Annotated in this window: 8 protein-coding genes; all 8 read right to left on the reverse strand. The window is 67.4% G+C overall.

Translation table 11 applies throughout. The features are described from left to right. Position 1 precedes the first annotated feature (1 nt). Positions 2-1,351, reverse strand: a complete 1,350-nt coding sequence (locus tag GA615_RS10015; RefSeq protein WP_152051142.1) for an IS4 family transposase — start codon at positions 1,349-1,351, stop codon at positions 2-4. Positions 1,352-1,426: 75 nt separating this feature from the next. Next, positions 1,427-2,725 (reverse strand): acyltransferase family protein, encoded by a 1,299-nt coding sequence (locus GA615_RS10020; protein ID WP_152051143.1) that lies wholly within the window; start codon positions 2,723-2,725, stop codon positions 1,427-1,429. Positions 2,726-3,023: 298 nt separating this feature from the next. Continuing rightward, positions 3,024-4,745, reverse strand: coding sequence for a hypothetical protein (locus tag GA615_RS10025; protein ID WP_152051144.1), 1,722 nt, complete (start codon positions 4,743-4,745; stop codon positions 3,024-3,026). A gap of 250 nt (positions 4,746-4,995) precedes the next feature. Further along, a complete protein-coding gene (locus GA615_RS10030; protein WP_161602261.1) occupies positions 4,996-6,975 on the reverse strand; it encodes a redoxin domain-containing protein in 1,980 nt (659 codons plus the stop codon). 133 nt (positions 6,976-7,108) lie between these two features. Further along, entirely contained in the window at positions 7,109-7,378 is a 270-nt protein-coding gene (locus GA615_RS10035; protein ID WP_152051146.1) for a hypothetical protein, read from the reverse strand. 167 nt (positions 7,379-7,545) lie between these two features. Beyond that, positions 7,546-9,447: a redoxin domain-containing protein gene (locus tag GA615_RS10040; RefSeq protein WP_161602262.1), complete on the reverse strand. Its 1,902-nt coding sequence runs from the start codon at positions 9,445-9,447 to the stop codon at positions 7,546-7,548. 220 nt (positions 9,448-9,667) lie between these two features. Then, positions 9,668-13,762, reverse strand: coding sequence for a protein kinase domain-containing protein (locus GA615_RS10045; RefSeq protein WP_235905296.1), 4,095 nt, complete (start codon positions 13,760-13,762; stop codon positions 9,668-9,670). A gap of 91 nt (positions 13,763-13,853) precedes the next feature. After that, entirely contained in the window at positions 13,854-14,423 is a 570-nt protein-coding gene (locus tag GA615_RS10050) for a sigma-70 family RNA polymerase sigma factor (protein ID WP_152051149.1), read from the reverse strand. Between the last annotated feature and the right edge of the window lie 540 nt (positions 14,424-14,963).

Genomic DNA, 14,963 nt, shown 5'->3' on the forward strand with positions numbered 1-14,963 from the left:
GTTAAGCCGGAAGTCGTTGCTCCAGCTGGCGTTGTCGCAACACCTTTCTCGGCTGGATCATGTAGGGATACTTCTTCGCGCGCCTCTTCTTGCATCTCGGTTCCACCCGCTCCGGCCGACTCGGGTTGACGATCAGCTTGGACAGCGCCGAGCCCGGCGGCGACGAAAGCCAGCGCAACGCGTCCACGAAGCTGACCCGGTTCACCGCGACACCTTGTCGCCGACTGGCCTCGAGCATGACCAGACGGACCAGGTTGTATACGATCGCGAACGTCGCCAGCTCCTTGAGGACGCCCGACTCCGTCTTGCAATGCAACACATCCATGCCGAGTGTTGTTTTCAAGTGACCGATATCGGTCTCGACCGCCCACCGAGCGAGGTAGAGTTCGGCCAGCTCCTCGAGCGGATACATGTCGGCATCCAGCAGCGTGGTCACCAGGGTCACCGAGCTGACCCGGAAGCCGAGCCGACTGACCTTATACCGACACTCGCGGATCGTCAGGGTCTCGGGCAGCGCGTCGTGCTCCTCGGCCGTCATCCACGCCGACCGTACATAGGGCTTGTACCACGCGACGACCTGGTCCTCCGGGCCCAGGGCGCGGACCCACTGCGAGCGTGCCTTGCCGGTGAGCTTCCCCGTGTTCCAGCGTGGCGGCCGCGTTCGATCCGGGGTGAAGTCGACGACCCGCCGCTGGCTCATGCGGAAGACGCCGTGAAGCCCGCGGTCCATGAGCAGGGCCAGGTGGGCGAACGTGCCAAACGCGCGGTCCCCGACCAGGACGTCGCCGGTGCGGAGCTCGGGATGCAGCAGGGCGACGCGCGACATCTCGTGCGATCGTAGAGGGGCGGTGATGAATTGCTGGAGCAGTCCGGAGCCGGCGTGGAACAGGGCCAGGACGCGGGCAACCGGGAAGCCGCAGCCGACGGCCTGGTTGGTCGGCTGGCCGAAGGCGCGCTGCAGATCCGGGGTGTCGGGCATGCTGATGCCGGTCCCGTCGACGAGCCAGGTGCGATGCCCGTGCCAGAGCCCGGCGGCGTCGGTCAAAGGCTGGCATACCTCGACGATGCGTCGGAGCAGGGCCTGGAGGATCGCCAGGGGGAGTCGCGAGCGCGCCTGACAATACCCCGAGGCCGTGAAGTCGAGCCCGGTGAGTCGCGGCAGGTGGGCGCAGGCGGTGTTGCGGTGGAGGATCTGGAGGAGAAACAGATGGATGGTCGTGACCGGGTCGAGGACGCGCTCACGCCAGCGACATCCCCGGGACTGGCAGAGGTCGTGCAGGGCGAGCGGCTCGAGCCGGTCGGCAAGGTCGTCGCGAATCTGCCGCAAGGCCGAGACGAGCGATGGGGTCATGGTGAAGGGCTCCCGCCTGAGGTGTCCAGGCGAGGCCATCTTGCGCATGGCGAGCAAGGGCCGACAACGGATTCGCTACTTGAAGCGAGGTATAGAGTTCCGGCTTAACTTCATGCCATTCCGGGAGAACCAATTTGGCGCGATCGGTGACAGTCTCGTGGGGAAACGCCGGCCGTTGAGGGTCGCGCCGATGAAGGTCGGACGCACGAGGTAGTGGTAGCTGACGATCAGGATCGGCACGGAGACGGCGAGGACGATGGCCATCTTCACCAGCGCCGGCAGCGACAAGGGCGCCAGCACGCCCGGCAGCCAGATCATCAACGGGAGATGGGCCAAGTAGAGCCAGTAAGACGCATCGGTCAGGTAGCGGAGCCGGGGCATGGGATGGTCGAAGTAGCGCAGCACCAGGCCCGTGAAGCCGAAGAAGAACAGCCAGACCATCAGCGCGCCCGAGCTCGCCGTGGCAATCAGGGCGACCGGGTCTCTCTCGGGGAGCGATCCCATCAAGCTTGTGACGGCGATCAGGTTGACCGGACAGATGAGCAGACCCAGGGACACGTGGAGCCAGGCGCGATTGCCGAACCTCGGCAAGAGGTCGCGCTGTGCGTAGAGCAACCATCCGAATCCGAAGAACAGGAAGTAGCCGATCAGAGCCTTGGGGGCGGGCAAGAAACGGGACGACGTCTCGAACGTGCCGGCCCTCATGGTCAGCAGCAGGAGCGTCGTCGGCACGGCCAGGATGAGCGCCCGCCAGGGGGAGGAGACGATCCTTCTCACGGTGGCGTCGGCCCGATTCCGGGGCCCGTCGCCCAGCCGGCGACCCAGCATGTCCAGGATCGCCACAAACGTATAAAAAATGATCAGGAAGTAGAGGAACCAAAGGTGCATCGTCGATCCATTCACATACGGCCCAGTCGGTCCGAACTGGGCGCGGACCTCGGGCGGGAGTTCGAAACCGCCGGCCTTCCTCGCGAATCGGAACCCGTAGACGAGCAGCGGATTGAGGATGATCCAGCCGATGACGAACGGGATCAGGATCCGCCGGACGCGATTCCTCAGCAGGTCGCCCAGGCCACGACGGTCACGGACGAGGGCCGCGAAGAATCCCGCCAGGACGAAGAAGATGGGCATCCGGAACGTGTGAATGAAAAACACGAGGATGTCGCAGACTGGGCTGGTACTCGGATCCTGATAGGGCCAGGCCGCACCGAGAGACACCGTGGTATACGATACGGCGGCGTGGATCACCAGGCCCAGCGACATCATCGAGGCCCGGAGGCAATCGAGGGCGTGGTAGCGGACGTGGTGGGTCGCCCCCTCCGGGGCGTGATCTCCGGGGCTCTGGCTCTGGGCCGGGGCCTCGTGGATGCTCATCGGTCTGCCTTTCGTGCCAGAGGATCATCTCGCGCTCTGTCATCCGATGAAGAACGCTCTGCGTCGTCCCGGCCCGAGGACGCCTCGGCGCCGGGATGCGGATGGCGGGCCGGGAAGCCCTTCCGATCGGGTACGGCTCGAGCGGGAGGGAGAAGGGGAAGTCGGGACTCCAGGCCTATCGGCCGCAACGCGGCGGGAGGGCCGGGACGAGGTGGGTGCGTGGGGCAGGGCCGGTCAGGATGTCCGTGTTTGGCCGCTCCCGGCTGACGACCGGGTGCCCACACCGGGGACGATCCGCTCAGTCTTCCCCGATCGGGTCAAGGCATTCGACGAGTGTCCAGACCTCATGGCCGTTCCAGTCTCGGACCTCGGGCGTTCTGGCGACTTGCCGGCGAAGCTCCTCCGGGTCGGCCTCGGGGAAGGCGACCCGCTCCAGTTCGGCGACGGACCGCTTCGGGGCGTCCTGGTCCGGGGCGACATGCACCGCCAGCATGTTCGGGCCCGAACCCGATCGCCGGCTCATGAGCAGCCAGTTCTGAAGCTCTCCCCCCCGGACACGCTCGGCCCAGAGCCTCGACCAGTAGTCCTTCTCCAGGCGAAGGTGCTCCTCCGGGTCGGTCGAGGTCATCCTCCCGATGACGAGCGTCGTGCCCGGTTCGCGGGCCGGGTTCTTGAGTCGCTCCGAATCGACCGCGATCTCGATCGCCCAGCGGTCGCTCCGGACCAGCTCGCGTGTCTCGTTGGTCTTCTCCAGGATCGCCCGCTCCTCGTCGCTCCATTCGAGGCTGTCGATGAGCTCAGCGTAGTTGAATCCCGGGCGGATCTGGTCTGGGGAGTGGAAGACGTGGACGACGGCGTAGTTGTAGTCGGAGTCCTTGTTGTGTTTCCGATCGACCCGGTAGACGGCCCAGTGGTCGACGCCCCCGGCCGTCCGGCGGGCGGCCTGGATCCGCTTCCAGACGCGTTCGGTTTGCAAGTAGGCCTCGTCGCCGCCCTCGGGGACCGACATGTACTCGACCCGAACCAGGGCCAGGGGTGGCACCGACTGGGCGGGGGCGTCGGCGACGAGCGTCCCCGACTCATCGACTTGAGAATAGACCAGGAAGCGATCGGGTGCGAGATTCCCCGCCTCCGCGAAAATGCCGCGCAGCTGGTCGTACCACTTCCCGTCGTGGATCTTGTAGATCGAGGTGTAAGAGCCGGGCACGGGCGTGGGTGGCTCGGAGTCGAGCCGGACTCGATTGGTCACGGTGAAGAACGCGATCCCCTCGTGACGCTCGATCGCCATGTCGCATCGAGTCTTGAAGGCCAATTCGCCTTGCGGGTTGTACGTCTCGAGGATCTCTTCGCCCTCCGTGATGCGCTTGATGCGGTACCCGCCGTTGGGGAGATCGGCCCGCCAGTTGCCGGTCAATTCCTCCCACTGCCGAGCCTTCCAGGAGTCGTCCCCGGAGCTCGCCGAAGCGGCCGACTCCCACCTCGTGGAAACGAGCGTCATGTCGCCAAGCGCTTGATCGCCCAGCCGGGTGCCGGAGTACGAGGCGGTCAGGCGGTCCTCCGCGCACTCAAGGCTGACGGTGGTGCTGGCCTCGGAGGAGCCATCTCCCGGATTGAGGAGCTCGCCCGTCAGCTCAAGCGTCAGCGAGCCGTCCGCGATGGTCGCCGGTCCGGTCAGCCGGGCCAGGTGATGGAAGGCCCAGACCCCGAGCCGGTTCGCCTCGGGATCCCAGCCGACGAGGGTCGTCCCGAGGTTGCGAGGCGGCTCGGAAGACCCCTCGACGCTCTCCCAAGAGGTCATCCGCAGGAAGGCCTCGTCCGCGGTCCATCGGATGATGGTCGTACTGATCAGGGTATTCCCGTCTCCTTGCTCGGTTTCTCTCCTCCAGGCCCCGGCCATCGGGTCCAGCGACCGCAGTTGCTCCAGGGCGGTCGACCGCTCTTGCTCCTGGGCGGGGGTCGAGTCCGCCGGGGCGAGCAGGCCGAAGCCCAGCACGAGGATCGCGATTCGATGTCGATTCATGTGGTTCTCCTTTGAAGATGAAGCGGTTCGTTTCCCCGTCCGAGATTCCCGGGACGGCCGACCGGAACCCCTGCGATCTCCGCGGGGATCCGATACGAACCGTTCCCGGCACGCGGTCGGGGTCGTCGATGGAATCCTCACAAGGGAGGGGCCATCGAGCGGCCGCCTCCCTCATGAGCCGATTGAACACCGTCTCTGGAGCCTTCCGCGTACCGCCGTCGGGCATGCGAGACGCGAATGGACACACACGTCAGTCGTCACGCAGATCGTCCGCGGCGGCCGGCGCCTCCGGCTCGGTCTCTCGTCGGGCGTGCAGCTCGGCCTTGATCGCCTCGATGCGTTCCCGATCCGGCTTCGCGTCCTTGGCTCGCTGCTCCCACTGGCGTCCGAAGATTTCGCCGAGGTCGTCCGGGTCGCCGCGGGTCAGGTCCTGGTCGGCCTTGACCACGCCGACGAACCCGATGCACATCTCTTCGGTCGTCGCCTCGCCCCAGAACATCGGCTCGGGCGGGTCGTTCGGGTTCCAGGGGTTCTCGGCCGAGTTGTCGAAGTGGGCCACCAGCTTGACCCTGCTGCCGACGGGCAGGGGCATCGGCTCCTCGAGCACGTAGATCGACTGCCAGTTGAAGTCCCAGCGGGCGATCTTGATCAATTCCTGGGTCGAGCCGTCGGGCAGATCCACGGTCATCGTCATGTCCCGGCCGATCTGGTGCATGTGGGGCGTGACCGAGACGATCTCCAGGTCGACCTCCGGCACGACCCACTCGGCCGTCACCTCCTGGTTGGGCTCGCCGGCGGGGATGTAGAAGTTCCGATTGATCGCCATGTTCGAGGCGACGATGCGCTCGAGCGGCTTCCTGGCCAGATAGAGGCCGATCCGGCTCCGGTCGGTCTCCGGCTTACCGCTGGGGTGGTAGTGGACCTGGACGACGATGTCGGAACCCTTGGGGATGCGGCGGCCGATGCCTTCGCCATAGTCTTCCGGCTCGACTCCCGGGGCCCAGCCGGCCAGCCCCGAGGCGACCTGGACGCGAGGCCCTCCGAAGCAGGTGTAGCCGGGGCCGTCTTCCTCCTCGTCGAGCTGCCGGGCGCGGCCGGTCGTGTCGACGTAGCCGAGCATGTGGTGCACGACCCTGGGGTTGCCCGGCTGGTACTCGACCACCTTGACCTCGGTGTCCTCGACGAGGCCGGAGGGGAGGACGAAGCAGCGGTAGATGTCGTACCCGCCGGCGGGGATCTCGAACTCGGGCAGGTCGAGGATGATGTCGGGCGTCCCGTAGGTCCACTCGGCGTCGGAGAAGGTCGGCGGTTCGGGCTCCGGACCCGGGCCATGCGGGGCGTCGGCGTCGGCCCAGGCGACGAGCGTCTCGATCTCCTCGGACGAGAGCGAGCGGTCGTGGGCGAAGGCCGGCCCGAAGCCCGGGGTGGCCGACCAGGGGGGCATGCGGCGGTCGAGGGTGATGTCGGCGAGGAAGCCGGCGCGGATGCGGGCCTGCTCATAGGTCAGCAGCGGGAACGGGCCGATCTCGCCCGGGCGATGGCACTCGGTGCAGTTGGCGAAGAGGATCGGGGCCACGTGCTCGGTGTAGGTCGGGGGAGAGGGGGGGACAGGCATCGGGCAGCCCACCGGCTCGACATAGAGCTCGGCCACCTGGTCGCCTTCGAGGACCGCGGCGATGGCGTCCCGGAGGTCCTGGCTTCGGGGGACGGCCCGCTTGATGCCCGGAGCGGCGTAGGAGTCGTCGATCCGGCCCTGGTAGCGGATCGTGCCCTTGTCGTCGATGACGAAAGCCTCCGGGGTCACAGTTGCCCCCATCAGTTCCGCGACGACACCGCGGTGGTCCCGGGCGAGCCGGAAGGTGTCGAGGCCATACTGACGTGCGTGCTCGCGGATCTGATGCTCATCGAGCTGGGCCTGGACACAGATGGCGACGAGGTTGATCCGGTCGGCCGGGAATGCGCCTGCGATGTCCGCCAGCGCGGGGCATAAGGCGTTGGCGATGGGGCACTCGGTCGAATAGAAGACCGCCACCGTCGTGCCTCGGTCGGGGGCCAGCAGGGGGATCTCTCGGCCGTCGAGCCCTGCCACGGTCAGCGGCACATCGGAGGCCCCGGCCTGGACCCGGTCCCCACCGACCAAGCCGAGAAGGAGGACGGCCAGGACCGGCCCCGTCCAGGCCATCCGTGGGCTGGAGCCGAGAACTACTGTCACAAATTTCAATCGGTCCATATCAATTTCTCCGACGCTGAGGGTCATGGGTGCCGCCCCTCGGGAGCGGGAAGGAAGCGGAATTCGGTGAGCCTGGCCACAAAGCCGGGATGGTCATCGATTGGTCAGGCAGTTCACCCGGAGAACACAACACTCATTCGAGGACCTGGAGGCAGCCGCACGAGTTCAGCCAAGACCACGTGGTGTTGCCGTTGGGGATCGCCCAGTCTTGCGGGCTGATCGAATAGACGGCAGAAGAGGGCACGCAGCCCTCGTTGTCGGTCGGCTCGACGATGTCGGGACGAGGGTTTGCTTCGGTAGGCTCGAGCAGGATTGAGGCCGAGGGCCAGATGCCTAGGCCAAGGACGGGGATCGCAACGCACAGGGAGAGCGACAGGCGACTCCAGGAGCTAAGGCCGGTCATCGGGCATTCCTCCGGACTTCAGTCGGCCATTGATCGTCGAAGCGTCCACACCACACATCTCACTGCCGGAAGCCGATCGAACCATGCCACCCGACTCCGATCCCAACGCTGCGACGGGGATCGGAGCGCGGACTCCGGTCACCCGGTCGGCCTCAGGTCGCACGAGTTCAGTCGCCCGCCCCGGCGACGGAGCCGGCCTCGGCCAGATCGTCGGGGGGAGCGTCCTCGAAGGTGACGTCGAGGAAGCCAGCGAGCATCTCCTCCCAGGTCTGATCGCCCCAGCGGACCTCGATGGTGGGGTCGGGGTTGGCAGCGTTGCCGGCTGAGTTGTCGAAGTGGGCCTCGCACTCGATCACCGTGCCTGCCGGCAGCCGCTTCGGCTCAGCGAGGCGGTAGACGCTCTGCCAGTTGAAGTCGTAGGCCGGGACCGAGAGGAGGACCTCACGCGAGCCGTCGGGATAGGTCGCCCTGTAGCGGAAGCTCTTGCCTCGGACGTGCATGTGCGGAAAGAGGCTGTAGAGGGTCGCATCCTTGGGAAGTGTGTACTCGGCCCGCTCGGGATGGTCGGCGGCGCCCGGGGGGATGTTTAGATTGGGCTGGAGGACGAGCAGGGTCTTCGCCCGTCGGGAGGGGCGATCGGCCTGAATCAGCCCGATCGAGGAGCGATCGACGGCGACCTTGCCCACCGGGGTGTAGTGCATCTGGAAGACGAGGTCGGCCCCGGCGGGGATCTTCAGGGCCACCCCCTCGGGGAAGACGGTCGGCGCGTCGCCCGGCACGTACGTCACGAGGACGTTCTCAAACGCCCCCTCGCCCGCCTCCTTCTCCTCCTTGCCGTCGCGAGCCGAGGCATCATCGATGTAGACGACCACGTGGTGGACCACGGCGGGGACGCCGGGGCGAGCCTCGACGGCCTGGACCCAGGTGTCCTCCTCGAAGGGAGAGCGGATGCGGATGTACTGGTAGCGGACCGCCCCCTGGGCCGGCACGACGAACGGCTGGGGCATCTCGATGACGACGTCGGGGGTGCCGATGGTCCACCCTTCGGTGAACTCAGCCGGTTCAGGGGCAAGCGTGGGGTCCCCCTCGGGGGCGCCCTGGTCGACCCAGGCGACGAGCATGGCGAGTTGCTCGGGGGAGAGGCTACGGTCGTTGGCGAAGCTACCGTGCCGGGGATCGGCGTGCCAGGGGGGCATGCGATAATCGGACACCACCTCCCGGATCATCAGGCGGTGCCTGTACGCCTGCTCGAAGGTCAGCAGCGGGAACGGGCCGACCTGATCGGGACGGTGACAGGCCTGGCATTTCGCCTGAAGGATCGGCGCGACGTGCTCCGCGTAGGAGACCTCGCCAAGGTCGAAGGGGCCCGCCGCCTCCTCGATCTCGACCCTGGCCTCGACGATCTCCTCCGGGGCAGGTCGGATCCGCGGGATGTCGGCCACCACCCGGCTTGCCTCGACCCGGTCGATCAGGCAGCCGACGACGGGGGTCGCCCGGACGGGCGGGGATTTGTCGTCGAGGATCGCATCGAGCGCATCGGCCAGGAAGTGGGTGGTGGTGCCGTCCTCCCTGCGCGTGGTGAAGTCGTACTGGTCGTCGATCGCCCCCCGATAGCGGATGCGGCCGTTGTGGCTGAGCACGACGGCCTCGCAGGTCCGCCCGGCGAGATAGACATCGGCGACGACGTTGCCGGGATCCCTGAGCACGGGGAACGGCACGTCGAACTCCCTGGCGTGGGCCGCGATGTCTTCCGGGTCGTCATGTGCGTTGGAATTGATCCCGAGGAAGACGACACCCCTCGGCCCGTACTCGCGTGCCAGCTCTGCGAGCCGGGGCATGTAGAGGTCCCCGACGGGGCACTCGACCCCGAGGAAAACGAGCACCACGGCCTTCTTTTGCAGGTCCTCCGCCAGGGGCTGGCCCTGGTCCGGGATCGGCAGGAAGTCGCCGAGCCGGACTGGATCGCCGCCACGCACGTCCCGCAGCTCGAACGTCGACCCGAGCCGGCCGACCAGCCGATCCTCAGGGAGCTCCTCCGCGCCTCGTGCGGAGCAAGATGTCGCGATCACGGCCAGTGTCATCAAGAAAAAAACGACGAGAACCCGTGTCATCGCCTCACCCGAATTCGTGCACAGATTGAGAGGTTCTTCACGCATAAAAAAGCTCCTCTTGCAAAATAAACGGGGGGAGTCTTCTACTTTCACTGGCGAGTCGAGACTCAACATGCACGGGACAAAAAGACTTGGATAGGAACAAGCAATGTGGCGGGCACCCCTCCGATGTCCGGGATCACGGCATCAGGTGCAGCCCGACGGGCCAGGTGTCTTCACCGCCCGTATAGGGCGAGACGCTCGGGTCGTCGGCCCAGAGCACGGCCTGGCTCTGATTGGCGTCGACGGGCTGATCGTTGTCGTTGATGGCCAGATTCATCAGCAGGAATGCCCCCGGCCCCGCCGGCTCGAACCCGGGCCCGTCTCGCGTGTCGATCATCTCCAGGGGGATCTCGAACTCGATGACGTATCCGTCCCCGGTCAGGACCGCGCGGCAGTTCCAGTCGTCGTTCGTCAGGAGCCGGCTCGTCGTGAGCCGGTTCCCGGCCGGGTCCGAGGCGATACGGAACCCTTCGCGGGTCCCGAACGCGGGGGCATTCCAGATCAGGTCGTTCGCGGCCCGATCGCCGTCGAGATAGACCTCGACGCTATCGTTGAAGTGCGGCCAATCCGACGTGGGGTCGATGTCGAGGGCCGAATCGAAGACCCGGACTCCCAGGAAGAGCGATCTGTCCGAATAGGCGGCCATGACCGACGCGCTCAGGTCGTCTCGCGTCCTCGGGCTCGCGTCGAGCCATCGGACCATGCGGCCGGGGTTCGCGTTCGTCTCCACGGTCCATTCGACCGCCGGGCCGTACTCCCCGGGGCGGATCATCCCATCGGCCACGGGCGACTCCGCCCGATACGGCGCCTCGATGGTCAACGGAACTGCCGGCGGCCTGGACGTTCCTCCCGGGCCGGGAGACTGCCCGAACCGGCGGCGCAGGATCGAGGCGCGGATGAGTTGCTGTTCGCTCGGGCCGGGCCAGGAGGCGCTCGCGGATTCCTCCCGGTCGGCGGCGTCCGCGAACACCTCGTCGAGGATCTCGACGGCGGGCTCCCAATGGCCATGGAGGTGGAGGAGGGACGCGAGGTCATTCCAGGAGCGTCGGGCCTCAGGGCCGGGCGGCCCCAGCCGCTCGTCGACGAACGCCCGGGCTTCCTCGACCTTGCCCTGCCCGATGCAATGCGTGAGGAATTCCAGCGTCGCGACCTGGACCCGCCAATCTCCCGGGGTGTACATGTTCATGCTCGCTTCGACGAGCGATTCGAGCAGCGCCTCCCGCTCCGGCTGCCTGTCCAGCTCGCCCAGCAACTCTGCGATGTCCAGGGTCGCGTAGAAGGTCTCTGGGTCGTCCGGCCCCAGGGTGCGGCGACGGTCGTCGACGAGACGACGGGTGAGGGCCAGGGCTCCTTCGAGATCGCCGCGATCGCGTCGCATCCGGGCGAGGAACGCCGTCCATTCCAGGCCCCTCCGAGGATCGGGCCCCGGCTCCGCCAGGACTCGACCCCGGGTCGATTCGGCGAGTGCGAGGGCCTCGTCGGCCCGGTCGTGGTGGTCCAGGAAGGAGACGAGCCGGCGGATGGCCTCGAGCGTCGTCGGATCGGCGAGGCCGAGGGTCGCCTCGCAATCCGCCTCGACCCGATCGAGCAGGCCGATCGCCTCGTCCTCCTCTCCATCCTCGGCCATCACCCGGGCGAGGCGGTCGGCCGCGCGGACCGTCTCGGGGCGGCCCGGGCCGATGGCTTGCTCGGCCTCGAATGCCTCACCGAGCAGCTGGCGATGGCAAGCGGCGTCTCCGCGGAGCCGGGCGATGCTCGCGAGGGCGTCCAGCGTGGCGACCGTGTCGCGATCCCCCGGCCCGTAGCGGCTTCGCAGTCCGGGGAGGAGTTGTTCGAAGAACGCCTGCGCCTCGTCCAGTTCGCCCCGGCCGAGGTGATGCCTGGCGAGCATGCCCGTCCAGTGGAGGCATTCCGGGCTCCCCGGGCCGGCCTCGTGGCGGGCACGAGCGACCTGCTCTCCCAGGAATTCGCGCCTCGCCTCGTCGTCCAGGCAGATTCCCAGGTATTTATCGACGATCCGCCGGCTGGGCTCAGGCTCGTAGCCGAGGAGGCGGAGGGCTAACGAGACCGCCTCGCCGTACACCGCCGCGGCCTCCTCGCCCCGGCCCTGACGAGCCAGCGAGTCGCCCAGGTCTTCGAGCGCGGTCTCCATGTGCGGGTGGTTGGGTCGCGTCCGCCGATAGGCCGCGATCACCGTCTCGAACAGGGGCATCGCCTCCTGATGGTTCCCGAGCCAGGCGAGCGCCTTCGCCAGCGATTCCATCGAGACCAGTGTGCTCGGGTCCTCCGGTCCGAGCGTCCGCTGCTTGATTTCCAGGGCCTCCGCGTGCAGGTCCTTCATCCGGTCGAACCGACGCAGCACGAAGTACAAATCGGCGAGCACATCCATCCCGTACAGCGTCACCTCGTCCTCGTCGCCCAGGATCCGACGGCTGAGCGCGAGGAGCTCCTCGCAGGACCCGACGGCCGTCGCGATCCGGCCCGTGACCTTGTAAATCCAAGCGAGGTAGAACGACGAGGAGATCGTCGAGGCGTGCTCGACGCCGAGGAATTCCCTCCGCAACGCGACGGCCCGGGTCATGTGGGCCTCGGCCTCGGCGTAGCGCCCGAGACTGGCGTACGTGACCCCGAGGGTGTGGCGGATCGACGCCTCGATGAGCGGCTGGTCGGCGAACTGCTCGCCGACCCGATCGGCGGCCCGTTCGAGGACGTCGGCGACCGTGACCTCCTCGCCCTGGTTCTGCTCCGGGGCCGCGGAGGCGAGCATCTCGATGACGAGGAAGTCGACCACCGCCTGGGCCTCGGTCGCCCGGTGATCGGCGAGCGAGCGGGCCAGCTCGGCCTCTGCGGCGTCGCGATCGGCTCGGCGACCGGCCTCCACGGCGGCCAGCCGGGCCCGCGTCTCCGAGGACGCCAGCCGGTTGAAGTGGTAGGCCGCGATCGCCGAGCCGATCGCCCCGACGGTCAACAGCAAAGCTGCGACCAGGACCGTGGCCAGGGCCGCCCGATGCCGGTGGGCGAACTTGCCGAACTGGTACAGCGCCGACGGGGGACACGCCTCGACCGCCTCGCCGTCCAGGTGGCGGCGCACGTCGTCCGCCAGGGCCCCGGCCGACTCGTACCGCCGCCGACGATCCTTTTCCAGGGCCTTCATCACGATCCAGTCCAGCTCGCCGCGCACCGCCTGGCACCGCCGACGGAGTTCGGTCTGGCGGACGGCCGGGGCCGTCGGGGAGGTGGTGGCACCCTGCGTGCTCAGCCGCGTGCTGGGCGTCGGAGGCTCGTGCTCGCGGATGATCCGGCGAAGGTCGACAAGCGGCGCCGTACGCAGCGTCTCGCGGTCGAACGGGGTGGTCCCGGTCAGCAGCTCGTAGAGCAGCACGCCGAGGCTGTAGACGTCGCTGCGCGTGTCGACGTCCACCCCCGAGAGCTCCGCCTGCTCGGGGCTCATGTACAGCGGCGTGCCCACGAACTCGTGGAAGCCGGTGAAGAGGGTCCGGTCGGTCAGCGTCTCGCCGGTCGCCTTGGCGATGCCGAAGTCGATGACCTTGGGCAGCGCGACGCCGTCGACCACGGTGACGAGGATGTTCGACGGCTTCAGGTCGCGGTGGATCACCCCCTTCAGGTGCGCGTGCTGCACCGCCCGGCAAACCTGAATGAACAGCTCCAGCCGGTCGTCCAGCGACAGCCGGTGCCGCTCGCAATAGTCGGTGATCGGGAGCCCCTTGACCAGTTCCATCACGAAGTAGGGCCGCCCCGACTCGGTGGTCCCCGCGTCATGGACCCTGGCGATGTTGGGATGGTCCATCAGGGCCAGGGCCTGGCGCTCGGCCTCGAAGCGCGCGACCACCTGCTTGCTGTCCATCCCCGGCTTGATCACCTTCAGGGCGACCCGTCGCCGGACGGGCTCGCGCTGCTCGGCCATGAAGACGGTGCCCATGCCACCCTCGCCGATGGCCTCGAGCAGCGTGTAGTGGCCGATCCTGGAGCCCGGGGCCTCGCACAAGGTCCGGTCGCCCGACGGCCCGTAGTCAGTCGGGTCCAGTGCGGGCACCTCGAGGAAGTCATCACCCTCGATGTGAGCACCAAGCAGTCCCTCGACGCGATCCCGCAGCGCCCGGTCGGCTCCGCAGACGCGGTCTAGATAGGCTGCACGCTCCTCCGCCGAGGTCAGCTCGAGGGCCTCGCTGAAGATCTCCAACAGCCTCGGAGCCGGTCCGGGGGCGTGCATCGTCGACCTCCTCGCCATGGGATTCTGCCCATCAGTGCCCCGTCTGCGCCCGAAATGGGACAAGGCATCCAGGGATTATTCTCCCGGGTCATCAACCAGTCGGTCCCTCGGCCTCGCCCAGGGCACGTCGCAGCCAGGCGCGAGCAAATGCCCAGTATCGGTTGGCTGTCCGACGCGTCACGCCGAGGGCGGCGGCCGCCTCCTCCTGGGTCAGTCCGGCGAAGAAGCGGAGCTTGACCAGCTCGGCGCAGTCGGGCTCCTCGCGGGCGAGCCCCTCGAGGGCCTCATCAAGGGCGAGGATGTCCAGGATCTTGGTCTCATCGGCGACCAGGGACTCTTCAAACTCGATCCGATCCCGATCTCCCCCTCGCTTCAACCGCTGCTTGTCCCGGGCACGGTTGACCAAAACACGGCGCATGGCCTCGGCCGCGGCGGCGAAGAAGTGGCCGCGGCTGTTCCAGCCGGAGTCTTGGTCGCCGACGAGGCGCACATAGGCCTCGTGGACGAGGGCCGTGGCCTGGAGGGTCTGGCCGGGCCGCTCCCGGGCCAGACGCTGGACCGCGAGTCGACGCAACTCGTCATAGACGAGCGGCAGGAGTTGCTCGGCCGCCTTCGGATCACCCGAATCGATCGCCGAAAGGACACGCGTCACATCGTTCATGGTCCGTGGCCTCCAGGACCGGCCCCGGCGGCCAAGGCATTCCCTTCAGATCAGATGGGGCTCATCCCTGCCGACGACCGCGCCGCCATGGAGCAGGTCTGGTCTCCAATTTAACCCGGTTTCCTATCGAGGACGACGCTCACGTCGAAACAAACCGAGCTCTCGATCTCCATTCGCGTTCCGTCCCAAGGTGCAGCCAATCTCTGCTGAGAGTTCGATCTTACGTGCCACTGGCTCCAATAACCCGGGAAAACGGTCCGTCCACGTCACTGCGATGAGATTTGCAAACGCTGGAACGCGAGAGGAATGCGTCTTCCGGAACCGATCGCGCGGCAATAACCGCCCCTCGAGTTGGAATCCGGCCTGTCTTCTGCCCTCAACGAGAGGCGATCGCCGTGCCCTCACGGCGGCCCCCAAGTGGTCCGAACCCGGGGGCACAGCTCACCGAACTCGACCTTCGATTGCTGCCGGTCGACTCCCCCTCGTGGATGCCTGAGCCTGAAAAATGCCGACGCATTCTCGTGATCAGCCAGTATTGTG

Origin of the sequence: Tautonia marina (assembly GCF_009177065.1) — a bacterium.
Classification (GTDB): Bacteria; Planctomycetota; Planctomycetia; order Isosphaerales; family Isosphaeraceae; genus Tautonia; species Tautonia marina.

What these genes read in the sequence shown, in the direction of transcription:
- GA615_RS10045 (WP_235905296.1), bottom strand. Translation starts at nt 13,762, where the DNA reads ATGCACGCCCCCGGACCGGCTCCGAGGCTGTTGGAGATCTTCAGCGAG.
- GA615_RS10025 (WP_152051144.1), bottom strand. Translation starts at nt 4,745, where the DNA reads ATGAATCGACATCGAATCGCGATCCTCGTGCTGGGCTTCGGCCTGCTC.
- GA615_RS10050 (WP_152051149.1), bottom strand. Translation starts at nt 14,423, where the DNA reads ATGAACGATGTGACGCGTGTCCTTTCGGCGATCGATTCGGGTGATCCG.
- GA615_RS10030 (WP_161602261.1), bottom strand. Translation starts at nt 6,975, where the DNA reads ATGGACCGATTGAAATTTGTGACAGTAGTTCTCGGCTCCAGCCCACGG.
- GA615_RS10020 (WP_152051143.1), bottom strand. Translation starts at nt 2,725, where the DNA reads ATGAGCATCCACGAGGCCCCGGCCCAGAGCCAGAGCCCCGGAGATCAC.
- GA615_RS10035 (WP_152051146.1), bottom strand. Translation starts at nt 7,378, where the DNA reads ATGACCGGCCTTAGCTCCTGGAGTCGCCTGTCGCTCTCCCTGTGCGTT.
- GA615_RS10015 (WP_152051142.1), bottom strand. Translation starts at nt 1,351, where the DNA reads ATGACCCCATCGCTCGTCTCGGCCTTGCGGCAGATTCGCGACGACCTT.